We start from the raw sequence: 22,767 nt of genomic DNA, 5'->3' as shown, positions 1-22,767 counted from the left end.
GGAGACCTCGGGGTTGCACATGCCGGGGGCGGCGAAGCGGGCGAACCAGGCGTCGAGGTTGGCGCGCAGCTCGGGGGTGGCGGTTAGCTTGGCGATGCTCATGCCGTCGCGGCGCTGCGGGCTCCAGCTAAAGCCGCGGGCGCGGGCGCGGTCCTGGTCGCTGAATGTGCCGTCGGGGTTGATGGTGATGGCGTAGCGGTTGGCGACCTTCTCCAGCTGTTCGGGCCGGAGTTGGGTGGCTTGGTCGGCCAGAAACGCTTCGGCCTTGGCGATGATGGCCGCTGGGGTGTCGTGCGGCAGGTCGCGCATGAAGCTCTGGATCACCCGCAGATGGTGGGCATCCAATTGCCCGTCGCGCCACACCACCGCAGTGGCCGGCAGTTCGGGCGGCAGTGTTTGGCCGGTCAGGGTGGTGCGCGGGGCCAGCTGTTTGGCGTTGTGCAGTCGCCGCCGGGCCTCGGTGGGGCTGATGCGCAGCCAGTCGGCGACCACTTTGTGGACCGCGCCACCGATGGCGGCCGGCTCTTCCTTGGTTAAGCCGACGATGATGTCGTGGCCGGCCACCGCCTGGCGGCGGGCCGCGGTTTCCAGCCGTTGCAGGGCGCGTAGCCGCACCGCTGGCTCGTAGCTGGCGAAGTCGAGTTCGCGGACGTGTGCTACCGCGGCGTCCAGCGCATCGAGCGCGGCAGCCAGCTGCGGCGGATCGTCTAGGTGTATCGAACTCATGTTCGAAACACTACCGACACGCACCGACAAGTTTGCCATTCGTGCGCCCAGAGCCGCGGTTATCCACAGTCCGACATTCGTCCACAGCCTGAACGTCGCGCGTTGGGTTCGAGCGACAACCGCCGTCTCCTGTAGGCTTTCGACCTGCCGCCAGTGTGCTTTCGGCGGTATCGGGCTGTGGCGCAGTTTGGTAGCGCACTTGACTGGGGGTCAAGTGGTCGCAGGTTCAAATCCTGTCAGCCCGACCAAAGTCCGAGGGGTCAGGTCTCTTCTCGGTTGCCACGGCTGAGGCCCCAGGCAACAAGGACGACTGCGAGTGCTAACGTCCCATAGCCCAACGCCGAGGGCCACCAGGGTCCGCTCGAGTGGTTGGGCTCCTCCAAAGCGGCCAGCGCTACCAGGTAGCTGCCGTTGTCCGTCGGCCCGACACCGGGCAGCGACTGAGTCTTGGTCACCTTGATCTGGGAGCTGCCGCCCGGATCGTTGATCTGACCCCAGGCCAGGGTCGAGTCGTCGAGCAGGAAGGTGTCCCGGCTGCCCGCGGGTTGGCTGTCGTCGTGGCCCACCAGCTGCACCTGGCCGACTGACACGGCCTTGTCGTCGGCGGGGATCTCGGCCACGACGTCCCGGTACACCTCCGGAGCGGGCGGCAGGGCGTAGTCCGGCGGCGGCGGGCCGTCCCACCCCTCCGGTGGTATCCAGGCCCCGCCGCGGAAGCTGCCTGCCGCAACATGGCTGTCGCCGACCGCGGTGAACGGGTAAAGACCGGCTGCGGCCGCATCGAGCACTATCCGGCCACCGGCCGGCACATACGCCTCCCGGTAGGCGCCGTTGTAGAAGTAACGGAAAGTCATCGCTTCATTGAGCGGGTTGTACAGCATCGGCCGGTGGTAGGCGTCGTAGTCGACGTAGTCCCACAGCCGGGGGCGTGGCATCGACTGGTTGTCGGCCTTGATGACGTCAACGTTGCCGTTGTGGGCGTCGACCACGGTCTGCACCTGGTGGTTGAAATCCACCACCTGCAGCATCTTGTCCATGCCGGGACTCACCCGCGTCGCCGGTGCGGCCTTGGCAGCCTCGACAGCCTGCGTCGGCGCATCCAGTCGCTTGGGCGGTGTCACCAGCGGGGCGCTGCGCGACGCCCCCGGCGGCAGCGGATTGATCTTCGGACCATGAACCGGGCTCGGCGGCGCGGGAACGACCTGGGTCATCCTCGGCGGTGGCGGCTGCGGCACGACAGGCACCGGCGGAGCCGGCGGAATCTGTACCGGCACGGCGCTCGAGGGCGGCTGGGCCGGGCGGGGCGGCGGCCCTTCTTCGTAGCACGACCGTGACGACCGGAGGTGATATTCGGCCACCCAGAACAGGCATTCGTCGCAGAAGGTGGGGTTCGATCCGGCACCGGCGCAGGGAGCTGCGTGTGCCACACCGGGTGTGGTGGCGGCTACCGCCGGCAGCGGCGCGAGGGCTATGGCGATGGCCGCCGCGATCCCGAGTGCTTTCATCTCCGTCAATCATGTCAGCCCGACGCCGACCGGGGCTACTGGTGACCCGTGATGCCTTGCAGATCGTCTCGGATGCCCTGCAGAACGCCTTCGATCCCTTCCAGGTCACCCTGGATGTTGGGCAGATCAGGGAGAGGAGTCTGGGATGCCTGCCGCATGTCGCCCGAGGTTGTAGGTAGGTACTGCGGGCAGTACGAGACGATGGCACCCGCAGTGACGTAGGCGCTTTGATTGGCGTCCCACACCGACGATTGCTGCACGAAATGCACGGCGTCTGCGAAGTTTTGTTGCTGCGCGAGGAAGTCGCAGGCCGCATGCCCATGGCTGGTCACATATTCGCGGCTGGGAATCGGCACCTCCTCCTGCTTCAGGGCGTCGATGAATGCCTTGTCGACCATGTCGAGCGGCGGAGGGTGAGCGGTCGGCGGAGCCGGGTTGGGTCGCGCTTGCGACGGCGGCGGAGCTTCAGCGGGCGGCTGCGCTGGGGGCGGCGGGTTGCGGAACGTGTACATCGCCACGATGACTGCGACGACCGCTATCAGGGATAGCGGCAACGCCGTCAGGAGGCCGAAGCGGAGCCGCACACTCTTACGTCGGTAAGGCCTGACGACAGACGCTTCAAGCGGCTCGGATTCGGGCGCCTCCGGCCGGTGTCCCAGGCGCTCGTCGAGAAGCGCGTCGAATTCACGCGTGGACGGCGCACGACCGTGCTCGCGGGTTGACCGGCGCGCTGCTGCCAGGCGCCGCAACTCGGCGTCGATCGTGTCCCGATCGCGCATGATCTGAGCGTAAAGCAGCGCGAGGCAGTTGACGGACTTCTTCCCAGATGGTCAGTCGGTCTTCTCCCAGCGCTGGCAGCTGTGCGTCAGGAACGCCACGTCGCCCGGCTGAATCGCGACTTGCTGAGGACCGTTGGCGATGTTGTTATCGATGATGTCTGTCGGATTGAGGCTGTGCAGCCTGGCCCAATAGCAATCCGATTCTCCCTCCGCGCTCCGACCGCCGGTGCGGTAAGTGCCCAGCTCGATGTCGGTGCCGATCCGGTAGGTGCCATCGGTGTCCATGGTCGTTTTGGGCAGCGGAGTCGCGGGCGGCGGGACGGTGACAGTCACCGTCTTGGTGATCACCGGCTGCACCGTGGACGTCACCGTTGCCACCGAATGGCTTGACCCGCCGCACCCCGCGAGCACCATCGCCGCTGTGGCGATGGCGGTTCTCTTCGCGTGCATTGAAGAAGCGTAAGCATTGGGCGGCATTTTTTCGCCGTGGCTCGGCGTTACGGTGCTCCCATGAGGCGAAGCGGGTTGGATATCGCAAGTTCGCCGGCATTCACCGCGGAGGAGTCGGCCCGATATCACGCGGCGGGTTGGTGGGTCGACTCCACGCTGTCCGACGCGGTCCGGCGTAACGCCGAACGGTCACCTGACCGTGTCGCCTATATCGACTACTCGGTAACGTCTCTGACCTGGAGTGAATTCGACGCTGCGGCAACCGCTTTAGCCGAACAACTCGTCGGCCTTGGCGTTGCACGCGGGGACCGGGTCGCGGTGTGGCACGTCGACTCGGCCGCGATCCACGTGCTGTTCGTCGCCATAGAACGCTGCGGCGCCGTTGTGGTCGGTATCGGCGCACGCGCCGGCACCCGCGAAGTCGACGCGATACTGCGCAGTACGCAGCCCGGGCTCCTCATTACCGATCGACAGCGCGAAACTGTGGCGAGCATGGCCACCCACGTCATAAATGAAACGCTGCGCCTGAACACCGACGCGAAGCCCCGGGGGCTGACACTCGACTCCCGGCTCGGCGCCGACGACGTCTTCCTGATCAATTCGACGTCGGGGACCACTGGGTCGCCCAAATGCGTGGTGCACACCCAGAACCGTTGGCACTATTTCCATCAGAAGGCAGTCGCCAACGGGCGATTGACATCGAAGGACATCTTCCTGCCTGTCATACCCACGCCGTTCGGCTTCGGGATCTGGACCAGCCACACGACTCCGATCCATCTGGGCGCCACCGCGGTGAGAATGGCGCGGTTCACCACCACGGCGGCGTGCGAGGCGATAGCGCGTCACAAGGTCACCGTATTGTGCTGTGTCAGCACACAATTGACGATGTTGATAGCCGACCCCGCCTGCCGCGACTACGACTTGAGCTCGCTGCGTGTCGTTTTCACCGGCGGCGAGGCGTTGCCGTACCGGCCGGCCGCCGAGTTCGAGGAACTCACCGGCGCGACCATCCTGCAGTTCTACGGCTCGAACGAGACCGGGCTGCTCAGCGCAACCACGATGGATGACTCGCGGCAACGCCGGCTCCGTACCGCCGGGCGCATTGTGCCGGAGATGTCGGTCCGGCTCTTCGACGGCGACCGGGACGTCACGGCGACGGGACGCGGCCAGCCCGCGTGCCGCGGACCGGCCACCAGCCTCGGCTACATCGACGGTGCCGACCACGACAAGCTGTTCACCCGTGACGGGTGGATGCGGATGGGCGACATGTGCGAGATCGACGCCGACGGCTACCTGCGCGTCACCGGCCGCACATCCGATTTCATCCTGCGCGGCGGTAAGAACATCAGCGCCAGCCAGGTGGAAGACGCCGTGACGACGCATCCCGCGATCGCGGTAGCGGCCGCAGTGGCGATGCCCGATCCGGTGTTCGGCGAAAAGGTCTGCGTCTACGCCGAACTCGCCGATTCTGCCACCATCGAGCTGCCGCAGCTCGTCGACCATTTGTTGGCGCTGGGGATTTCCAAGGAGCTGTTACCCGAACGGCTGGTCGTGGTCGACGAACTGCCCCGATCGTCCGGTGGAAAGATCGCCAAAGCCCGGCTCCGCGAGGACGTGCGGGCCAGGATGGCGCGCGATCATGAACGATCCTGACGGAAGTTGACATCCTTTGTCACGGCTTCCCATTCGTCGATAGACGCGGTCACTGCAGCGATCTTGTCGCGCGCCGCCTTGAGCACGTCCCGGCCCAGCATTAGCCGCAGCGGCGGCTCGTCGAGCTTGGTCACCATCAGCACCGCCTCGGCCACCTTGCGGGGGTCACCGGGCAGATGGTCGGCGAATTGCTTGATCAAGTCCTTGCGCGCGGCGACATCGGCATAGTCGGCGATCGGAGTGCCGGACTCCTTCATCGACCTGGTGGCCCAATCGGTGCGGAATGCCCCCGGTTCGACGGCGGTGACCTTGATGCCCAGCGGCCGCACCTCGGCCGCCAGCGCTTCGGTCACGGCTTCCAGCGCGAATTTGGTCGACGAGTAGTAGGCGTTGGGCGGATTGGCCACCAATCCGGTCATCGACGAGATGTTGACGATGTGCCCGGTCCGTCGGGCGCGCATCCCGGGCAGCACCGCCTTGATCATGTCGACCGCACCGAAGTAGTTGATGTCGAACAGCTTTCGGACTTCGGCGTCTTCGCCTTCCTCGACCGCGGACAGGTAGCCGTGACCGGCGTTGTTGACCAGCACGTCCACTCCGCCGAACGCACCCTCGGCCGCGGCCACCGCGGCCGCGATCTGGCCGGCGTCGGTCACGTCGAGTTGGGCGGCCAGGGCGAGCTCACCGAACTCGTCGACCAAATCCTGCACCGCATCGGCCCGTCGCGCGGTCACCACGACTTGGTGACCGTCCTGTAAAGCGGCGCGGGCGATTTCGCGCCCGAATCCCGTCGAGCATCCGGTGATCAACCAGCGCGCCATCCCTAGACTGTCCCTTCCGGCAGGCGCCGCAGATATGTTCGTCGCCGCTCGGCGAGTTGGGCTTCCCGGCCGTGTGAGCTGACCCGCGGCAACTGCGGCACCTCGGCGTCGAGCCGGTCCAGCTGGACGACACGTCCGTGTGCGCCCAGGTCCGCGCGCGGACCGGCCTCGCCGAATTCGGCAATCCGCAGGGTGAGGATGCCTTCGCGCAGGCCATCGGAGTCGATCCAGTTGGCCACGCCGGGATCGATCGGGGAAATCACGTACGTGTAGCTGCCGTCCTCGTTGGCAACCGACTGCGCCTTGTTGAGGCTGCCGGTGCGGTCGACGATGTCCAGCGTGGTGCCCCAGATGTTGCTCAGCGGCACGGTGAAGTATTCGGCGCCACCGTCATTCATATCGACGACGAATGCCTCGCCGGGGGCGAGGTCGAAGCGCCCCATCACATAGACCTGGTTGCGCATCGCGCCGACCTTGTCCGCCGACCACGCCAGGTTGAAATTGTTCGGCGGCATCTTGTAGACGCCGTGGCTGAGTTTGCCCGTGAAATCTGCGAAATAGGCCATCATGTCCGCGGTCGCCTCGGCCTGCTCGTCGAGAGTGCGTGCCGCTGCGGCAGGTGGCCCGCCGAGCCGGCGCACGTCGAGATGGTTGGGGTCGTCGCGACCCCAGTCCAGCAGCACGTCGCGGATGTAGAACTCGTGTGCCGCGGGCGAAGTCTGGACGTGGTTGGGCCGGCCATTGGCGGGCTGGGCGTCGACCGTGATGGTGAAACTGCCGTCGGAGTCGACCGCCATGGTGCGGCCGTTGAGCACGTCGACAGTGCCCATCTGCGCGTCCCACAGTGTGAAGTAGTTCTCGGTCATCCGGTTCTCGCCCACCCGGCCGTGGATCTCATAGCGCTCGTCGCCGGAGATCGGGATGACCCGGTAGATGCTGTCGGGATTGTCGATGCCCCAACGAGATCCGGGAATGCGGCGGCCGTCCACCGGATGCGCGAGCCGGGTGATGCAGGTGACCTTGGGTCGCAGCTTGTCCTGGTTGGACGACCACATCGCCGCGGAGAACATCACCTCGGCGAACGCCTTGTCGAACCTCTCCCGCATCGCATCCGATGGCTTTGCCCGCTGGAGCCAATGGTCTGCGACGCTGCGGTACGCCGCTTTGACCACGGGATGCTCGATCAGTTCAAGCGCAGCCAACTCTTGTTCGTGCTGGGATGCCGTCGCGACGGGATGTTCTGCCATGAACTGCTCCTCACTGTCTGGCATGCTACCGAAAACACTTGCTGCACAACGTGAACAGCTCGTCGACCCGAGTGGCTGCTTCGAACGCGCCGCTGCCTCGCATGGGATCAGAACTTCAGGTGGTGGCTGACGTCGCCGAGCTGGTCGACGAACATCGTCCGGGTGTCGAACCACCAGGTGCCGTCCAGCCGGTGAAACGTGTCCTTGTAGTGCCCCGTCACGATCACCTGCAACGGCAACTCCGCCGTGGCCTGGGTGACGCAGTAATAGGACGTGCTGCGCGCGGTCCCGTCGGCCTCGTCGATGTAGAGCTGCACATTGCTGGTGTGGTGCCTGGTTTTCGGAGTGCCGTCGTCGTGAATGCGGGTGGCCATCTCGTACATCTGACGGACGGCGGCGGACCCTGCGGACACCGTCTGGGGCGGCCCGTTCTCCACACCACAGATGCGGCCGTGCTCGAACAGCCTCGCCACCGCGTCCAAGTCGCCGGCATCCAGGAGTTCGGCATACCGGTAGATCAGGTTGGTGATCTCCACTGCGCTGTCACTCACGTCGAATCACCTTGACCGGACTCCGCTTTCAGTCGATTCCTTATGACAGTCGCATAACCCCGGCAGAACTGGCCCGACTTGCGATCGTTGCACTTCAAGCCGTTAGTGTAATGGTCGTGACATCACCGTGGACACCAAGCCGGCTCGGCGACCTGACCGGCCGGCGCATCGTCGTGACCGGAGCAACGAACGGCGTCGGACTGGGCACGGCGCGCGCCCTGGCCAACGCCGGCGCGCACGTGATCCTGGCGGTGCGCAACATCCAACTGGGGGAGCAGCGGGCCGCGGAGATCGGCGGCTCGACATCGGTTGTCAAACTCGACCTGGCCGACTTGGCGTCGGTGCGCGCTTTCCCTGACCTGATCGACGGCGAGGTCGACATCCTGATCAACAACGCCGGCACGCTGACGCAGCGCCGCACCGAGACGGTCGACGGCTTCGAGATGACGCTGGCCACCAACCTGCTTGGGCCGTTCGCGTTGACCAACCTGCTGCTGCCCCGGGTGCGCGCCCAGATCATCAATGTCGGCTCGGATGCACACCGCTCGGCGACGCTGCGGCTCGACGACTTACACCTGCGCCACCACAAGTGGACGACGATGGGTGCCTACGCCGCCTCGAAGCTCGCGGTGATGCTGTGGGGGCTGGAGCTCGACCGCAGGCTGCGTGCCGCGGGGGCGCCGGTCGTCACGCACCTCACCCACCCGGGTTGGGTGGCCTCGAACCTGTCGCACGTCGGCGACTCGCCCCTGATGTCGCTGGCGCACAAAGCGGTGAAGTTCGTGGCCGGCCGGTTCGCGAACGACATCGACGCGGGAGCGGCGCCAACGCTGTATTGCATCAGCGAGCCGATACCGCCCGGCAGCTACGTCGGTGTCAGCGGCAGGCTCGGGCTGCGCGGCGGCCCGGTGCTCGCCGGGCGCTCGCCCGTCGCATCCGACTACGACGCCGCCGCACGTGTGGTGGCTTTTGCCGAAGACGCAACTGGCACAGGGCTATCGGTTTAGCGAGTGACCACGAAAGATCGGGTTCGTTGGGACGAGATTTACACCAGCAGCGGTCCACCACGGGCGGATGCGGTCGGCCCGCCGGCGCTGTTCGCGGACTTCGAGGATCTGTTCCCGACCGCGGGCCAGGCTCTGGATCTGGCCTGCGGGCAGGGGCTTGCGGCCGTGTGGCTGGTTCGTCGCGGCATGGCGGTCCGGGGATTCGACGTCTCTGCGGTGGCCATCGGTCACGCCCGGGATCTGGCCCGCCGGAGCGGCGTGGAGGATCGCTGCCGGTTCGACGTGGTCGATCTTGATCAGGGTCTGCCGAGCGGCCCACCCGCGAATGTCATTGTCTGCCACCGGTTCCGGGACCGTCGCCTCGACCGGGCGATCATCGGGCGGTTGGCCCCCGGGGGGCTGTTGGCGATCAGCGCGCTCAGCGAGGTCGGCGCCGCACCCGGGCCGTTTCGCGCCGCGCCCGGCGAGCTGACCTCCGCGTTTGCCGAACTCGAGCTGATCGCAGCGGACGAGGCCGACGGCGTGGCCTGGGTGCTGGCGAGGAGGTGAGCGCATACTGAAAGCCGTGGCCGGCCCGCTGCAGATGCGTGTGGAGAGTTTGAGCCGCTACCCGGTCAAGTCGATGCTCGGTGAGACGGTGACCACGCTGTTCGTCGACAAGGGCGGGGCCGCCGGGGACCGGCGGCTGGCGCTGGTGGACGCCACGACCGGGCGGGTGGCAAGTGCCAAACAGCCGCGGTTGTGGCGTGAGCTTCTGCACTTCTCCGCCACCGCAGACACCGACGGGGTGCGCATCCGCATACCAGACGGGACAACTGTGGCCGCTGACGAACCCGGCATCGACAACCTGCTCTCCGGGCTTCTCGGCCGGCCGGTCCACTTGGTGAGCAAGCGGCCGCAGGGTGCCACGCTCGAACGGCCCGACCCCGAGCAGGTGCTGGAGCTCGGCCTGGACGCGCAGGTCGATACCCGCATCGTCGAGATCGCCAAGGCGACGCCGGGCGACTCGTTCACCGATCTGGCGCCGCTGCATGCGATTACGACGGCCACCTGCGAGCGTATCGGCACCGAAGCGCTGCGTTATCGGCCGAACCTGGTGATCGAGACACCGCCCGGATACCCGCCCTACGCCGAAAACACCTGGGTCGGAAGGGAATTGGCCGTGGGAGAGGCGAGGCTTCATGTTCTGAAGCCCACGTCGCGGTGCGCGGTTCCCACGCTCGAACACGGCGCACTGCCCCGAGCCCCGCATGCCCTGCGCACGCCGGTGGCCGAAAACCTGGTGGAATCGCTGCCCTGCGCCGGGGTTTACCTGGAGGTGCTCACCCCGGGCACCATCCGCGCCGGCGACCCGGTCAGCCTTGGCCCATGAGGGACGGCCGCCGCCCGGTGGCGTAGCGTCGAGTCATGCGCCGTCGCGGCAACCCGGTACGGCTGACCCTGTCGATGCAACTCGGCAACGACATCGACGGGGCATGGTGGCCACGCACACCGGGTATCACCCGGGAGCTGCCCGAGTTGCTCGCGGTCCTGGGCACCCGCTTGGGCGACATCATCGGCATCAAGGTCAACTGGTCGGCGTCGCAGGGCCCGCCCAAGCTGGACTCCTTTGGCTGGGAAGCAAAGCGCCAGCACGTCATGACGATCACCGGCAGCGCGGCCAGCGCAACTCTGCTGATCGTGCCCTGTCGAACCGACACCGCACTTGCGGTGCTGGTGCTGCGCCGGGCCGCCGGGCTACCCATCGACCCGCTACACCTCGATACCCCGGCGGACCGGACCGCCGACGGCGTGGTTCGGGCAGCGCGAGCACAAACCACATGTGCTGTTCCCACCCAGTTGTAGACGGGCTCAGTCCACGGCCGTCGGTGCATCCGATGCCTTGACCAGCCGCACGTGCGGTCGGTCCGGGACCGCGTCGGCCAAAAACCAGCGGAAGGCGAGGTTGCCGCGCGGATAGTCCAGCGTGGTCAGCGAATTCGGGTGCCCGGTCATGCCGCGGGAGACGACGATTGTCACCAAACCGTCGGCATTGGGCACCGCGGCATGCCCGTTGATCGAGCTGCGCGCGTCGGTGACGCAGTGGGTTGCCATGAACTGGTTCCACACCACGAGATTCCAGAACCGGCAGGCGGGCGGCCGATGGGTGATCACGAGCGCCTCGTCGTCGTCCAGCACGAAACTGCCGTAGGCGTAACAGGCATCGCGAGCCGACCACCCGAAATTCGCGTCCGGCACCTGATACGGGTCAGCGAATTGGTTTGCGCCATGATCGGTTTCGTGTCCAAGCGTGTGTGCATCGTCGCCGCGTGCGCCGACGGCAAGGGGCACAATGGCGAACATGGTGCGCAGCCACGCGGCGCTGGCCCGTAGTGCGGCAGCGGTTTCGGCGTCGCCGTGGCGTATCGGGTCGGGCTCGTCGAGCGCCTCGATGCGCCAGCTCACCGGCCGGCCGGTCAGCGGGTTCGCCTGGTAGTCGCGGGTCATCAGCACCGCCGCATCGGGTGCCGGACCGAATTCGAACGAGAAGTTACCGTCCGCGTCGATGTCGAGATCGTCGTCGCGAACGATCGCCACGATCCGGTCCGACCACGCGCCGGGCGACGGTTCGTTGTAGGCGGTGAGCGAAAAGTAGACGCTGTCGCCCTTGTTGCCGCTGATCCGGTAGCGGCGTTTGGGGTCGATCGGGCAGATGCAGTAGTAGGCGTCGGTGTTGTCGCCGCCCCAGCGGCGGTCGCGCCGGAACGGGGTGTTCACCTCCACGAAGATCGGCCGGCTGGGCTCGGCGAACAAATACGTGTCGAGGGCCACCCCCAACGTGGTCGCGAGCATGCGGTAGCCGTCGGCAACGTGCCGGTCGTCGCTGACCGCGCGCTCGCCCTCGAGAAACGAGCGGTCCAGGCCGCCCAGGGTGTCCAGCAGCTCGCGCCAGGCGGCCGTCGATTGGTGGGTCATGCGCTGATTCCTCTCGTGATCAGGGCGGCCGTGCGCTCCACCCACGTGTCGTCGAGCTGGTCTGCACGGGTGAGCAGCGCCAGGAATGTGGTGCCGGCGACCGCCTCGACCACGTCGGTGGCGGTCACGTCGGGCCGGGCCTCGCCGCGCGCGACGGCGTCGGCGAGGCGCTGCGAGAGGCCGCGGGACAGGATCCCGGCGAACCGTTCCAGCAGCGCCGAATGCAGGGTGAGGTCGGCGGCCATTTCGGCGACCAGGCCGGGCAGCGCCGCGCGGGCGGCCGGGGTGGTCAGCACGGCGGCGGTCCGGCGCACCATCTCGCGCACGTCGCCGGCCAGCGACCCGGTGTCGGGCAGCGCGGTGGAGTCGCCCAGAGGGAACACCGCCTCGTGCACCAGGTGGGCCTTGCCCGGCCAGCGCCGGTAGATCGCCGGTTTGCTGGTGCCGGCCCGCCGCGCGATCGCGTCGACCGAGAGGTCGGCGTAGCCGGTCTCGGCGAGCAGTTCGACGGTTGCGCGCAGAACAGCGCCGTCAATTCGTTTGTCGCGGGGTCGGCCAATTTCCGTCGTCATTACGAAACTCAAAGTAACATAAGTCGCCGTGACCGACACCACAACCGTCTACCTGGACGATCTAGCCGAGCCCCGCTTCAGCCCCGACATCGAGCAGGTCCGCGAGTTGATGGCGGCGATGGCGCCCGACTGCCCGCTGGATGCCGACGCGCTGCACGCCAAGGCCACGGCCGAGACCGGGCTAAATGACTTCGGACCCGACGACTACCGGGAGCGCCTCGACGTCTATCTCGCGGCGCTGCACGAGGTCAGCGGGATGCACGGGCCCGGAATCGTCAATTTCCACGCGCAGCTGCTGGGTTGGCTGAAGAACCGGCTGTTGCTCACCGACCTGCTCACGCGGCACCCGGAGATTCGCGACATCGAGCTGCTGCCGCCCGTGGTCATTGCGGGCCTGCCGCGCACCGGCACCACCCACCTGCACAACCTGCTCGCGGCGGCGCCCACCTTCCGCGCGCTTCCGTACTGGGAGAGCGTCGAACCGTTTCCGCTGCCCGCCGAGGCGGGCATCGAGCCGGATCCGCGCCGCACCCGGATGGACGCGGCCGTCGAATTCATGAATGCCGTGATGCCGCACTTTCGGCTCATGCACGAGATGACGACCGACCACGTCCACGAGGAAATCCAGCTGCTGGCCAACGCCTTCTCGTCGATGCTGTTCGAGACCCTGGCGGACGTGCCGCGGTGGCGCGAGTACTACCTGGCCCACGACCAGACGCCGGCCTACGAATACCTCGCCCTGCAATTGAAGGCGCTGCAGTTCCTGCGCGGTGGCCGCCGCTGGCTGCTCAAGTCGCCGTCGCACCTCGAGCAGCTGCCGGTATTGGATGCCGTGTTTCCCGGAGTGGTCGTGGTCTTCACCCACCGCGACCCCGTGCCGGTGGCGCTGTCGATGATCACGATGATCACCTACACCGCGCGGATGCACCGCTCGCCGGTACCGGTCACCGAGATCGCGGCGTCGTGGATCGACCGGCTGGACCTGATGCTGGCCGCGCTGGTGCGCGACCGCGACGTCATCGGCTCGGACCGCTCGGTCGACGTCCGCTTCGACGACTTCATGGCCGACGAGCTCGGCGTCGCCGAACGGCTCTACGACCTCGCCGGCGAGAGGCTCACGGCCGGGGCGCGCGCGGCGATGGCGTCCTTTCTGGCCGGCCATCAGCGCGGCCGGCTCGGCCAGGTCGCGACGTCGGCCGAAATGTTCGGGCTCGACGAGCACGACCTGGCCGCGCGCTTCGGTTCGTACGTTGAGCGTTTCTTGCGCTGACTTACAGCTCCGGAGCGGCGTCGTCGGCCGCGGGTACCGGCTCCGGCTCGGGTTCGGGCGCAGGCGCCTCGGCCTCGACGGCCTCGTCTGGGGCGGGAGCGGGCGGGGTCTCTTCGGGGGCCACTGCGCCGACTAGAACGGCACCGTCCGGAGGCGGCGGGGCCTCCTCGAGCGCTTCCGGGTCCACCGGCAGATACATGTGATGGGTGAACTGGGGCTGATACGCGCCGCCGCCGCCGATTCTGACGCCGCCGCCTTCGCCGCTGGACACCGGAGTGCCATCCGGGAGCGTCACGGCGGTGTGGCCACTATTCCAGCCGATCACCAAAGCGCCGGGCGCAGTCCCGTAGTGGAACCCGCGAGCCAACAGGGCGGCCTCTTCATTTCCGGTGTTGAACCTATTCCCGAATATCGGGCGATCCGTGGCTGCATTGGACACCCAGGAAGCCAGGCCCGAACAGTCCGTTCCCGCAGGGGAATCCCCGCCGGTGACATACGGCGTGCCTGACACCTGTTGAATAAGTGTCATCAGCGATGCTAAAACAAACATGCGGCGGGACATTAACAACACCGCAGATGGCCGCCAAAAATTGTGGCGGCCACCACGTTTAACGTGCACCAATGACCTACGCTACATAAGCCGTCTCAAAAACCTAGGTAAATGCGGTTTTTCGAATCTGCATTCCATGTACGTGTGATCCGAACGTACGCTTAATGTTTCGTTTTCGCGATGGAGAAGTAACGCAGATCACCTTATTTGGTACCGAAAACTAGTCCGCGGGCGGCAATTGCGGTGCGCCATCAGCGGTCTGCAGTTCGGCCCGGGCTTCGGTGCCCACGCGCTCCGCCTTGACGTTGCGCGGACCCTCGTTCACCACGGTCGATGCGAGTGGCTGCCCGGCAGATTCCTGGCCCGCAACGATCACCTTGCGAGTGCGCCTGAACGAGAAGGTGATCTCCTCGGACTCTTCGAACACCTGACGGGCGGCGCGAACCGGCTGCGTTGTGGTGTCGATCGCCCGGGTGACAATTGTCGGCACCAGTGGGCCAAGCCACCGGGCAGCAGCTTTGGTGACGCCGGGAATGATGGGAACCAGGGGACTGGCCCGCGTCGGCATCGGCAGATTCGCTGTCTGCGAGGCGATTTCGTCGCTTGGCGGCAGTTCCGGGATGGGCGTCGGTGCTTCGAGCGCTTCGACGGCCAGCCGCGTCTGGGCAAGTTGCTGCTCAGCCCAAAGGGTTTCGGTGGCCGCCCGAACCTCGGCACGTTTCACCGCGATCGCGGTGTCCGCTGCCACCTCGGCGCGATCACGCTCCACGCGAGCGGCCGCGCGGCGATCGTGGCTCGTCTCACCGCGCCACATGCGAAGGATCAACGGCAACATGTTCAGCAGCACGAAGAACCCGACAATGGCCAACCGCAACAGCAGCGCACCGCAATTGGCCGCGCAGAGGTCACCCAAGGCCAGCCAGCGTGCACCGAACCCGCGATCGGCATCGGAAATCGCGGTCTGGCGTACCTGCGCGAGTTGGCCGGCGCTGTCGGCTATCTGAGCATCCAGCTGCCCGGCTCGCTGCTGACGCGCGGCGACGGCGTTGTCCAGTTCCTGCTGCGCGTCGGCGAGAAGTTCGTTCGCGGTGCGGGTTTCGGGGCCGACGCCGGGCACACCGGTGATGTGAGTCTGCGGGCAGGCCGGCGTGGGATGATACTCGCAGCGGGCGACGACCAGCGCCTCGTCGCGCTGTGCGCGCGCTTCGCCGACGGCCATGTCGAGCGCGTTTCGCGCGTCACGAAGCCGCTGAAGCTCGGCCGCCGACTGCGCGACCGCGGGGGCGGACTCGGCGTGGTGAGCGGCTTCTTCGTCCAGCCGGCGGTCGACCGAGCCGGCGAAGACGACGAGCGCGGCCAGTTCACCTACGACGGCGCCGACCGCTACAGCGACCGCTGCGCGTCCGATCAAGCCGGCGCGCGCCGCGCCGCTCGCGACGGCGCGGCTGAGGACACCGACGAGCACCCCGAACACCAGCGTCATCGGCAGCAGGGCCAGAACCGGCCAACGGGTCGATTCTGCGGCCGCGATCGTCGCGACCAGCCAGCTCAGCACGGCGTTGAGCAACACCACCACGCCGGCCACCGCGTGGGCGGAGCGCTCGTGACGTTCACCGAGTTCATCCCGGTGGCCACCGCCGAGCCAGGTCAGCAAGGCGGCGAGACGCGGTTCGGGTGTGTTGCGCGCGCACATGATGTCTCAGGGTTCCAGGCTGCGGGCGGACACGCCGAATCGAAGCGGCGCCGTGTGATGTGGTTCACACTGGTTTAGCCGCTCATCCGGGGTGGTAGTTATGCGCTGACACAAGCGCGGGCAAAGGAGCACGTTGTGACGGTTCGACGGCTGGTTCTGGCAATCGGGGCGGTAGTTCTGGTCGTCGGCATCATCGGGCTGCTGGTGCCGGTGTCGGTGTCCGACCAGAATGGCGGCAACATCGGCTGCGGTAACGCGCTGATCAGCGACACCAAGAGCGCCGAATCCGCGAACAACAAGTCGGTGGCCAACATCCCGATCCTCAACCAGGTCGTGCCGCACACCGACTATGTGGCCGAATGCCAGTCGGCGCTGTCCAGCCGCCGGTCGTGGACCATCCCGGTGGCCGTGATCGGCGCGCTCGCGGTCGCCGCGGCATTCTTTGTACGCGGTGGCCGATCGGCCGATTCGTTGTAGGCTGTTGCGGCGCAACGGCTTCAGAACACCCGTTTGATCACGCGGGCGGTGGCCTGCTCGAGCACGTGCTGACGCCCCAATGGGTTTCGCTCGCGCACGGCACGGCGCAACGCCGGACTGATCGTGATGCCCTGCTCGTAGGCCGTCACGACCCGCGGATCAACGTACGAACTGCGGGCGACCGCTGGCGTGTTACCCAATTCCTCGGCAACCGAACGCATCACGGCAGCTTCCTCGCGACGGCGAGCGGTTTTCGACGTCGGCTCCCGCGCGTTCGCGAACGCCTCGGCCGCCAACACCGTGCCGTGCCACGTCCGCAGATCCTTGACGCTGAACTCGTCGCCGACCAACTCGCGGAACCGGGTGTTGAGGTCGTCGGCGTGCACCTCACTCCAGCCGTCGGAGGTGCGGTAGACCAGCAGACGGGCAATGTCGGTTTCGGCCCGCAGTAACGACCGTACCGCCCGGATCACCAACGGGTCATCCAGTGAAACTGTCCGTCGCACACCGCTTTTAGCCGGGTAGTCGAATTCCACGCAATCGCGGTGCAGCCGCACGTGGTCACGCAGCAGAGTCGCCAGCCCGAAGCTGCCGTTCTCCTGGGCGTACTCTTCGCCGCCCGCCCGAAAGTAGCCGCGATCGATCAGGTGCTGGGCGACCGCGAGGACACGATCGCGTCGCAAACCACGGCCCCGCAGATCGCCGAGGACCCGCATGCGCCAGTCGGGCAACCGTTTCGCCAGGCTCAGCGCCCGGTCGTATTTCTCCTCGGCCCGCTCGGCCCGCCACTGCTCGTGGTACAGGTACTGGCGCCGCCCGGCGGCGTCCGTGCCGACCGCCTGGATGTGACCGTTCGGATGCGCGCAAATCCAGACGTTCTTCCAGGCCGGCGGTATCACCAGCGCTTCGATGCGGGCCAGCACCTCGGGATCGTCGACCGGCTCGCGCTGCCCGTCGATGTAGGAGAAACCGCGACCGCGACGAACCCGGCGGTAGCCCGGCCCACCCACGGTGCTTCTGCGCAGTCTCATGTCGGCACCGGTTTACCCGCGCCGAAGTCGGATAACACCGGGCTCGAGCCGACACAGCGGGATCAGCCGTCGGCTCAGAACGGGACGTGAGACGGTATCAACTTATGCAGACCTTCGACTACATGACCTACGAGGACTTCGGGCGGCGATTCTTCGAAGTGGCCGTTACCGAGGAGCGCGTCGGCGCGGCGTTCGCCCAGATCGCCGGTGACGAGTTCGAGATGGCCCCCATCGCCCAGGGCCCGGGCAAGATCGCCAAAGTCAGCGCCAAGGTCAAGATCCAGGAGCCGCAGATCAGGCGCAACGTGGGCGACGCGATCACCTTCGACATCCACATCCCGCTGGCGATCGACCTGCTCGTCGACCTCCGGCTGGACAAGCAGCGATTCCTGGTCGACGGCGACATCGCGTTACGCGCTACCGCGCGCGCCGCCGAACCGCTGTTGCTGATCGTCGACGTCGCCAAGCCGCGGGCGTCGGACATCACCGTTCATGTCTCGTCGAACACCATCCGCGGCGAGGTATTACGGGTCATCGCCGGTGTCGATGGTGAGATCCGGCGGTTCATCGCCAAGTATGTCGCCGACGAAATCGATTCGCCGCAATCGCAGGCCGCGCAGGTCATCGACGTCGCGGCCCAGCTCGACGAAGCGTGGAAGGGCATCTGAAACCCGGTTAACCGGATCCGACGGCGGGTATGGAAACGGCGTGGCACGAGTAGAGGTTTCGACGTCATCAGACCTCGAACCGCAAGCGGCGTGGAAACTGGCCTGCGACCTGAGCCGGTTCGGTGACTGGATGACGATCTTTGCCGGCTGGCGCAGCCCGGTCCCGTCGCGCATCGAGGAAGGCACCTGTGTCTCGTCGTGCATCAAGGTGAAGGGTTTTCGCAACATCGTGCATTGGACAGTCACCCGCTACGACGAGCCGCACGAGATCGAGCTGACTGGCCGTGGCCGCGGCGGGATACGGATCACGGTGACGATGACCGTCCGCGACAACGATCCGGGGTCCACCTTTCACCTGAACGCCGAGCTCAAGGGCGGGTTGCTCAACGGGCCGATCGGCCGGCTGGTGGCCCGGGTGCTGAAATCCGACGTGCGCCGATCGATCGACAACTTGGCGGCGTTGCAATGATCGGACGGCGTCGTGGACCATAGCCGGGCGCCGCTAGTGGACGCGCTGGCCGCCTACCACCGGCTCGATCGCTACGGGTTCAGCCCGCCCGGCCATCGTCAGGGCCGCGGCGCCGACGAGCGGGTGTTGGCGGTGCTGGGCCGCGAGCCGTTCCGGGACGACGTGCTGGCCAGCGGCGGCCTGGACGACTGGCGGTCGACCGGCGGCTACCTGTCCGATGCGGAGGACCTGATGGCCGACGCCGTGGGTGCCGCGTCGGCGTTCTTCTCGACGTGCGGCAGCTCGCTGTCCGTCAGGGCGGCGATGATGGCGGTGGCCGGTGGGTCCGACGCGGGGCTGCTGGTGCCGCGGGACAGCCACAAGTCGATCGTCGGCGGGTTGATCTTTTCCGGTATCCAGCCGCGCTGGATCACCCCGCGGTGGGACACCGCACGCCACCTGTCCCATCCGCCGTCACCGGAGCGGGTCGCCGGTGCATGGGAGCGGTATCCCGATGCCGCGGGCGCGTTGATCGTCAGTCCGTCGCCGTACGGCACCTGCGCGGATCTGCAGCGGATCGCGGAGATCTGCCACGAGCGGGGCAAGCCGTTGATCGTCGACGAGGCGTGGGGCGCTCATTTGCCGTTCCACCCGGACCTGCCGACGTGGGCGATGGATGCCGGCGCCGACGTCTGTGTGGTCAGCGTGCACAAGATGGGGGCGGGCTTCGAGCAGGGTTCGGTCTACCACGTGCAAGGGGATTTGGTGGATCCCGACCGGCTTTCGGCGTGCGCGGACCAGTTGATGACGACCAGCCCCAGCGTGCTGATCTACGCCGCATTGGATGGCTGGCGCCGGCAGATGGTGCAGCGTGGACGTGAATTACTCAGTGCCGCATTGGCTTTGGCCGCTGAGGTGCGACACCGGATCAGCGAGATCCCCGACGTGGTGGTTCTCGAGGATGAGCTGCTCGGCGTGGAGGCGTCGCACGACCTGGACCGCCTGCAGGTGTTGCTGGACGTGTCGGCGACCGGCACGTCGGGGTATCAGGCCCGCGACTGGCTGCGCGAGCATCGCTACCTCGACGTGGGGCTGGCCGATCACCGGCGCATCTTGGCGACACTGTCCTTTGCCGACGACCGACGCAGCGCCGGCCGTCTTGTCGATGCGTTGGCCGCCTGGCGAGAGGCGGCCGGCTCGTTCGACCGGCCACCGCAGATGCGGCTACCGACGCCCGATAAGTTGCAGCTGGAGAACGTGATGCTGCCGCGGGATGCGTTCTTCGGTCGCACCGAACTCGTCGCCGCGGAGAAGGCGGCGGGCCGGATCGCCGCCGAGCAGATCACGCCCTATCCGCCCGGCATTCCCGTCGTGGTGCCCGGCGAACGGCTCAACGATGCGGTCATCGAATTTCTCCGTACAGGCCTTCAGGCCGGGATGCCGTTACCCGACTGCGCGGACCCGCAATTGGAGCAGATCCGCGTCGTGGCGTGAATGTCAAAGTGGCGCAAAGCCGTTCAGCAGCGCACGCATGGATTGCGCCACCGCGTGCCGCGTCCGGACCGGATTGGCAGAGTTCGCGATCAGCATCGCACCGCGCGTCAGAGCGCCCAGCAGTAGTCGGGTGACAGTCTCCGGATCATCGACCCGCAGCGTGCCGGCCTCCGTTGCGGCCCGAAGCGCCTCGACGATCACCGCGAAAGCGTAGCGCTCGTCGAGCTCGGTATAGCGCGCCAGCCCCAGCACCGCGGGCCCGTCGAGGATCAAGATGCGCTGCAAGTGCGGTTCCAGCACGGCGTCCAGGAATGCCTCGAAACCGCGCGCGAGCTCGTCGAGGTCGGCGGACGCGTCCTGCGCAGCCTCGACGGCTGCCGTGATCAGCTCGGTGTGCGCTTGCTCGAAAACGGCCTCGAACAGCGCCGTCTTGGTGGGGAAGTGGTGATACAGCGCGCCGGTGGTGACGCCGGCGGCGCGCGCCAGGTCTTCCACCGACGTTTCGCGAAAGCCCTTCTGGCCGAACAACTCCCGGCCCGCACGAACCAGTGCATCCCGGGTCTGCGCAACCTGTTGGGCGCGCAGCGACGGGGGCGGCGTCGGTCCCGGCATGCCCATCAGCCTATTGACATAGTCAAATTATGTGACATAGTATCGCTATCTCATACTGATGGAGGTTCTCGGATGAAACCAGCCCCTGCACTCGCCGGGCCCGTCGACGAAGTGCGGCGCGCCGACGCAGACACCAGAGCGGCGCTGGCCGACGCGGTCGGACGCAGCATCGAGTTGTGGCGCGGCATCGACAATCCCGCCGCGCGCGTGCCGGGGCTGAGGTGGACGGCCGCCGAGACTGCGGCGCATGTGGTCGGCGATATGCGGGAATACGCCCAAGCGCTGACCCGCCATGCGCGCGGAAAGGTCGACGGCGAGGAGATCCCGGCCGGGTCGCCGGCGACGTTGCGAACCGCGGTCAACGATCGCCACCTCACCGATGTCGGCGTGCGGGACCCACGTCGGCTCGCCGACATGCTGCACCAAACGGCCGAGCACTACCTGGCCGCGGCCGCCGCCGTCGACCACACCCCGATCGTCACCGCCGACAGCCTCGTCCTCGAGCCGGCATTCATGACGTGTTTGTTGCTGGGCGAGCAGCTGGTGCACGGGCTGGACATCGCGCGGGCCACCGGGCAACCGTGGACGATCAGCCGCGACGACGCGCTGCTGGTGGTACCCGCCGCGCTGGCGCTGGCGCCGAATTACCTGCGGCAGTCGCGAACTCGGGGCATGCACACCAGCTTCGAACTGCGGATACGCGGTGGCGGCCGGTATCGGATGGCCGTCGACGACGGTACTGCCGTCGTGAGCGCGGCGGGCGGCAAGGCCGATTGCGTCGTCACCGCCGATCCGGTCACGTTCCTGCTGGTGGGCTACGGCCGCGTGTCGCAGTGGTCGCAGATCATCCACGGCAAGCTGCTGGCCGGTGGCCGCAAGCCCTGGCTCGCCGCCAAGTTCGGCACCCTGCTGGCCAGCCCGTAACACGACGGGGTCGCTACCCTGGGGACGATGACGTCCGTTGCGATCGTGGGTAGTGGGTTCACCGGCTTCGAGTGCGCACGCCGACTGGCCCGCCGGGTGAGAAGGCACAACGTCGACGTCACAATCATTTCTCCGGTCGACTACATGCTCTACACCCCGTTGCTGCCCGACGTGGCAGGCGGTGTGGTCGACGCGCGGTTCGTCACGATCCCGTTGGCGGGCACGCTCCATGGCGTGCGCACGGTGCGGGGCCGCGTCGAAAGTGTCGACCTGGAACGGCACACCCTTACCTTCACCGACCTCGAGCAGCGCGCCCGAGAGCTGTCCTGGGATCGGCTGGTGCTCACCCCGGGATCGGTCACCCGGCTATTCGACATTCCCGGATTAGCCACGTATGCAAGGGGTTTGAAGTCGATCGCCGAAGCGCTCTATCTTCGCGACCACGTCCTCGAGCAATTCGAGCTGTCCTGTCTGGAATCCGACGACGAAAGCGCACAGGCGCGGCGCACGATCGTGGTCGTCGGGGCGTCATATTCGGGCACCGAGCTCACCGCACAGCTGCGCGCGCTGGCCGACGCGGCCGCCAAGCACATGGATTTCGAACCGGGCGACGTGAAGTTTCTGCTGCTGGACCTGGCCGAACAGGTGATGCCCGAAGTCGGAGAAAAGCTGGGAGACAAGGCGATGCGGGTGCTGCGGCGCCGCGGTGTCGATGTTCGGCTGGGCGTCACGCTCAGAGAGGTACATCCCGACTACGTGGTGCTCAGCGACGGCTCGCGAGTCAACACCCACACCGTCGCCTGGGTAACGGGGGTGACGGCTGCGCCGCTCATCGAGACACTCGGCCTGCCGACCGAAAAGGGCCGCTTGAAGGTGCAGACCGACCTACAGGTTCCCGACCATCCCGACGTGTTCGCCGCCGGGGACGCTGCCGCGGTTCCCGACGTGACCCAGCCGGGGAAGATCACCCCGCCGACCGCCCAGCACGCGATCCGACAGGGCAAGGTGCTGGCCGACAACGTCGCCGCCAGCCTCGGCCACGGCAAGCCGAAGCAGTACAAGCACCGAAACATGGGCTTGGTCGTCGACCTCGGGCCGCGAAGCGCCGTCGCCAATCCGCTGGGCGTGCACTTGTCGGGATACCCGGCGAAGGTGGTCACGCGCGGCTATCACCTCTACGCCATACCGCGATTCGTCAACCGGTGGGCGGTGTCGCTGGCGTATCTGACCGACATGTTCTTCGCCCGGACGCTGGTGTCGATGGGGCTCTCGACACAAAGCGACGCCGAATTCTCCACCAGCGAAGGCATTCCGCTGCCGAAGACCGGCTGACC

The 22,767-nt window shown here is 67.0% G+C and carries 25 protein-coding genes and 1 tRNA gene; 13 read left to right on the top strand and 13 right to left on the bottom strand.

What is annotated here, in order from left to right:
• Positions 1 to 726: DUF222 domain-containing protein (locus tag AWB95_RS05710; RefSeq protein WP_139818460.1), on the bottom strand; the 726-nt coding region annotated here is incomplete at its 3' end.
• Positions 727 to 897: 171 nt separating this feature from the next.
• Between AWB95_RS05710 and AWB95_RS05705 the strand changes: the two genes are divergently transcribed.
• Positions 898 to 974 (top strand) — tRNA-Pro (locus AWB95_RS05705).
• Between the two features lie 12 nt (positions 975 to 986).
• Here AWB95_RS05705 and AWB95_RS05700 read toward each other — a convergent pair.
• From AWB95_RS05700 to AWB95_RS05690, 3 genes are read right to left on the bottom strand one after another with little or no spacing between them, the layout of a single operon-like run.
• A complete protein-coding gene (locus AWB95_RS05700) occupies positions 987 to 2,231 on the bottom strand; it encodes a hypothetical protein (protein WP_062540928.1) in 1,245 nt (414 codons plus the stop codon).
• Between the two features lie 35 nt (positions 2,232 to 2,266).
• Entirely contained in the window at positions 2,267 to 3,010 is a 744-nt protein-coding gene (locus AWB95_RS05695; protein WP_062540927.1) for a DUF732 domain-containing protein, read from the bottom strand.
• A gap of 51 nt (positions 3,011 to 3,061) precedes the next feature.
• The gene (locus tag AWB95_RS05690; protein WP_062540926.1) at positions 3,062 to 3,460 is read right to left on the bottom strand and encodes an Rv1352/Rv1906c domain-containing protein; all 399 of its coding nucleotides are present in this window, start codon (positions 3,458 to 3,460) and stop codon (positions 3,062 to 3,064) included.
• A 60-nt stretch (positions 3,461 to 3,520) separates the two neighbouring features.
• Between AWB95_RS05690 and AWB95_RS05685 the strand changes: the two genes are divergently transcribed.
• Positions 3,521 to 5,113 (top strand): class I adenylate-forming enzyme family protein, encoded by a 1,593-nt coding sequence (locus AWB95_RS05685; protein ID WP_062540925.1) that lies wholly within the window; start codon positions 3,521 to 3,523, stop codon positions 5,111 to 5,113.
• Here AWB95_RS05685 and AWB95_RS05680 read toward each other — a convergent pair.
• From AWB95_RS05680 to AWB95_RS05670, 3 genes are all read right to left on the bottom strand, one after another.
• A complete protein-coding gene (locus AWB95_RS05680) occupies positions 5,098 to 5,934 on the bottom strand; it encodes an oxidoreductase (protein ID WP_062540924.1) in 837 nt (278 codons plus the stop codon). The genes AWB95_RS05685 and AWB95_RS05680 overlap by 16 nt on opposite strands.
• Before the next feature lie 2 nt (positions 5,935 to 5,936).
• The gene (locus AWB95_RS05675; protein WP_062540931.1) at positions 5,937 to 7,181 is read right to left on the bottom strand and encodes a hypothetical protein; all 1,245 of its coding nucleotides are present in this window, start codon (positions 7,179 to 7,181) and stop codon (positions 5,937 to 5,939) included.
• 107 nt (positions 7,182 to 7,288) lie between these two features.
• Positions 7,289 to 7,732, bottom strand: coding sequence for a nuclear transport factor 2 family protein (locus AWB95_RS05670; protein WP_062540923.1), 444 nt, complete (start codon positions 7,730 to 7,732; stop codon positions 7,289 to 7,291).
• 116 nt (positions 7,733 to 7,848) lie between these two features.
• On the opposite strand from AWB95_RS05670, the gene AWB95_RS05665 reads away from it, so the two are divergent.
• The 4 genes from AWB95_RS05665 to AWB95_RS05650 are packed head-to-tail and all read left to right on the top strand — an operon-like array spanning position 7,849 to position 10,584.
• Entirely contained in the window at positions 7,849 to 8,739 is an 891-nt protein-coding gene (locus AWB95_RS05665) for an SDR family NAD(P)-dependent oxidoreductase (protein ID WP_062540929.1), read from the top strand.
• Between the two features lie 3 nt (positions 8,740 to 8,742).
• On the top strand, positions 8,743 to 9,288 hold the full coding sequence (locus AWB95_RS05660) for a class I SAM-dependent methyltransferase (protein ID WP_062540922.1): 546 nt from the start codon (positions 8,743 to 8,745) through the stop codon (positions 9,286 to 9,288).
• Between the two features lie 34 nt (positions 9,289 to 9,322).
• Positions 9,323 to 10,111, top strand: coding sequence for an MOSC domain-containing protein (locus tag AWB95_RS05655; protein ID WP_062540930.1), 789 nt, complete (start codon positions 9,323 to 9,325; stop codon positions 10,109 to 10,111).
• A gap of 35 nt (positions 10,112 to 10,146) precedes the next feature.
• A complete protein-coding gene (locus tag AWB95_RS05650; protein WP_062540921.1) occupies positions 10,147 to 10,584 on the top strand; it encodes a DUF5994 family protein in 438 nt (145 codons plus the stop codon).
• Between the two features lie 6 nt (positions 10,585 to 10,590).
• On the opposite strand, the gene AWB95_RS05645 is transcribed toward AWB95_RS05650, so the two are convergent.
• Entirely contained in the window at positions 10,591 to 11,694 is a 1,104-nt protein-coding gene (locus AWB95_RS05645; protein WP_062540920.1) for a DUF1214 domain-containing protein, read from the bottom strand.
• Positions 11,691 to 12,266 (bottom strand): TetR/AcrR family transcriptional regulator, encoded by a 576-nt coding sequence (locus AWB95_RS05640; RefSeq protein WP_085167805.1) that lies wholly within the window; start codon positions 12,264 to 12,266, stop codon positions 11,691 to 11,693. Before AWB95_RS05640 ends, AWB95_RS05645 begins: the two co-directional genes overlap by 4 nt.
• A gap of 28 nt (positions 12,267 to 12,294) precedes the next feature.
• On the opposite strand from AWB95_RS05640, the gene AWB95_RS05635 reads away from it, so the two are divergent.
• A complete protein-coding gene (locus tag AWB95_RS05635) occupies positions 12,295 to 13,536 on the top strand; it encodes a sulfotransferase family protein (RefSeq protein ID WP_062541743.1) in 1,242 nt (413 codons plus the stop codon).
• Between the two features lies 1 nt (position 13,537).
• Here the strand turns inward: AWB95_RS05635 and AWB95_RS05630 are convergent, their stop codons facing one another.
• Both AWB95_RS05630 and AWB95_RS05625 read right to left on the bottom strand, forming a co-directional pair.
• Entirely contained in the window at positions 13,538 to 14,086 is a 549-nt protein-coding gene (locus AWB95_RS05630; protein WP_062541744.1) for a hypothetical protein, read from the bottom strand.
• A gap of 220 nt (positions 14,087 to 14,306) precedes the next feature.
• Complete coding sequence (locus AWB95_RS05625; protein WP_085167803.1) at positions 14,307 to 15,779, bottom strand: DUF4407 domain-containing protein; 1,473 nt, start codon at positions 15,777 to 15,779, stop codon at positions 14,307 to 14,309.
• Between the two features lie 135 nt (positions 15,780 to 15,914).
• On the opposite strand from AWB95_RS05625, the gene AWB95_RS05620 reads away from it, so the two are divergent.
• Positions 15,915 to 16,256, top strand: coding sequence for a hypothetical protein (locus tag AWB95_RS05620; protein WP_062540079.1), 342 nt, complete (start codon positions 15,915 to 15,917; stop codon positions 16,254 to 16,256).
• A gap of 20 nt (positions 16,257 to 16,276) precedes the next feature.
• Here the strand turns inward: AWB95_RS05620 and AWB95_RS05615 are convergent, their stop codons facing one another.
• Positions 16,277 to 17,287 carry a DNA topoisomerase IB gene (locus tag AWB95_RS05615; RefSeq protein WP_062540078.1) on the bottom strand — a complete coding sequence of 337 codons (1,011 nt, stop codon included), beginning with the start codon at positions 17,285 to 17,287 and terminating at the stop codon, positions 16,277 to 16,279.
• Between the two features lie 104 nt (positions 17,288 to 17,391).
• On the opposite strand from AWB95_RS05615, the gene AWB95_RS05610 reads away from it, so the two are divergent.
• Genes AWB95_RS05610 through AWB95_RS05600 form a run of 3 tightly spaced genes read left to right on the top strand, consistent with a single transcriptional unit; the run spans position 17,392 to position 19,897 of the window.
• On the top strand, positions 17,392 to 17,955 hold the full coding sequence (locus AWB95_RS05610) for a hypothetical protein (protein ID WP_062540077.1): 564 nt from the start codon (positions 17,392 to 17,394) through the stop codon (positions 17,953 to 17,955).
• Positions 17,956 to 17,995: 40 nt separating this feature from the next.
• Positions 17,996 to 18,424: a type II toxin-antitoxin system Rv0910 family toxin gene (locus AWB95_RS05605; RefSeq protein WP_062540076.1), complete on the top strand. Its 429-nt coding sequence runs from the start codon at positions 17,996 to 17,998 to the stop codon at positions 18,422 to 18,424.
• 12 nt (positions 18,425 to 18,436) lie between these two features.
• Positions 18,437 to 19,897: an aminotransferase class I/II-fold pyridoxal phosphate-dependent enzyme gene (locus AWB95_RS05600; protein WP_062540075.1), complete on the top strand. Its 1,461-nt coding sequence runs from the start codon at positions 18,437 to 18,439 to the stop codon at positions 19,895 to 19,897.
• Positions 19,898 to 19,900: 3 nt separating this feature from the next.
• On the opposite strand, the gene AWB95_RS05595 is transcribed toward AWB95_RS05600, so the two are convergent.
• Positions 19,901 to 20,509 (bottom strand): TetR/AcrR family transcriptional regulator, encoded by a 609-nt coding sequence (locus AWB95_RS05595; protein ID WP_232315677.1) that lies wholly within the window; start codon positions 20,507 to 20,509, stop codon positions 19,901 to 19,903.
• Positions 20,510 to 20,581: 72 nt separating this feature from the next.
• On the opposite strand from AWB95_RS05595, the gene AWB95_RS23620 reads away from it, so the two are divergent.
• Positions 20,582 to 21,433 carry a maleylpyruvate isomerase N-terminal domain-containing protein gene (locus tag AWB95_RS23620; protein WP_232315676.1) on the top strand — a complete coding sequence of 284 codons (852 nt, stop codon included), beginning with the start codon at positions 20,582 to 20,584 and terminating at the stop codon, positions 21,431 to 21,433.
• Between the two features lie 27 nt (positions 21,434 to 21,460).
• Positions 21,461 to 22,765 carry an NAD(P)/FAD-dependent oxidoreductase gene (locus tag AWB95_RS05585; protein ID WP_062540073.1) on the top strand — a complete coding sequence of 435 codons (1,305 nt, stop codon included), beginning with the start codon at positions 21,461 to 21,463 and terminating at the stop codon, positions 22,763 to 22,765.
• Positions 22,766 to 22,767: the final 2 nt, after the last annotated feature.

The organism is Mycobacterium celatum, from assembly GCF_002101595.1.
Classification (GTDB): Bacteria; Actinomycetota; Actinomycetes; order Mycobacteriales; family Mycobacteriaceae; genus Mycobacterium; species Mycobacterium celatum.
This window is presented reverse-complemented; position numbering and strand designations above follow the sequence as displayed.

Bases quoted from the DNA above. Each gene is read 5' to 3' on its own strand.
- AWB95_RS05700 (WP_062540928.1), bottom strand. From the start codon at position 2,231: ATGAAAGCACTCGGGATCGCGGCGGCCATCGCCATAGCCCTCGCGCCG.
- AWB95_RS05695 (WP_062540927.1), bottom strand. From the start codon at position 3,010: ATGCGCGATCGGGACACGATCGACGCCGAGTTGCGGCGCCTGGCAGCA.
- AWB95_RS05690 (WP_062540926.1), bottom strand. From the start codon at position 3,460: ATGCACGCGAAGAGAACCGCCATCGCCACAGCGGCGATGGTGCTCGCG.
- AWB95_RS05685 (WP_062540925.1), top strand. From the start codon at position 3,521: ATGAGGCGAAGCGGGTTGGATATCGCAAGTTCGCCGGCATTCACCGCG.
- AWB95_RS05680 (WP_062540924.1), bottom strand. From the start codon at position 5,934: ATGGCGCGCTGGTTGATCACCGGATGCTCGACGGGATTCGGGCGCGAA.
- AWB95_RS05675 (WP_062540931.1), bottom strand. From the start codon at position 7,181: ATGGCAGAACATCCCGTCGCGACGGCATCCCAGCACGAACAAGAGTTG.
- AWB95_RS05655 (WP_062540930.1), top strand. From the start codon at position 9,323: ATGCGTGTGGAGAGTTTGAGCCGCTACCCGGTCAAGTCGATGCTCGGT.
- AWB95_RS05650 (WP_062540921.1), top strand. From the start codon at position 10,147: ATGCGCCGTCGCGGCAACCCGGTACGGCTGACCCTGTCGATGCAACTC.
- AWB95_RS05645 (WP_062540920.1), bottom strand. From the start codon at position 11,694: ATGACCCACCAATCGACGGCCGCCTGGCGCGAGCTGCTGGACACCCTG.
- AWB95_RS05640 (WP_085167805.1), bottom strand. From the start codon at position 12,266: ATGACGACGGAAATTGGCCGACCCCGCGACAAACGAATTGACGGCGCT.
- AWB95_RS05630 (WP_062541744.1), bottom strand. From the start codon at position 14,086: ATGTTTGTTTTAGCATCGCTGATGACACTTATTCAACAGGTGTCAGGC.
- AWB95_RS05625 (WP_085167803.1), bottom strand. From the start codon at position 15,779: ATGTGCGCGCGCAACACACCCGAACCGCGTCTCGCCGCCTTGCTGACC.
- AWB95_RS05615 (WP_062540078.1), bottom strand. From the start codon at position 17,287: ATGAGACTGCGCAGAAGCACCGTGGGTGGGCCGGGCTACCGCCGGGTT.
- AWB95_RS05610 (WP_062540077.1), top strand. From the start codon at position 17,392: ATGCAGACCTTCGACTACATGACCTACGAGGACTTCGGGCGGCGATTC.
- AWB95_RS05595 (WP_232315677.1), bottom strand. From the start codon at position 20,509: ATGCCGGGACCGACGCCGCCCCCGTCGCTGCGCGCCCAACAGGTTGCG.
- AWB95_RS23620 (WP_232315676.1), top strand. From the start codon at position 20,582: ATGAAACCAGCCCCTGCACTCGCCGGGCCCGTCGACGAAGTGCGGCGC.
- AWB95_RS05585 (WP_062540073.1), top strand. From the start codon at position 21,461: ATGACGTCCGTTGCGATCGTGGGTAGTGGGTTCACCGGCTTCGAGTGC.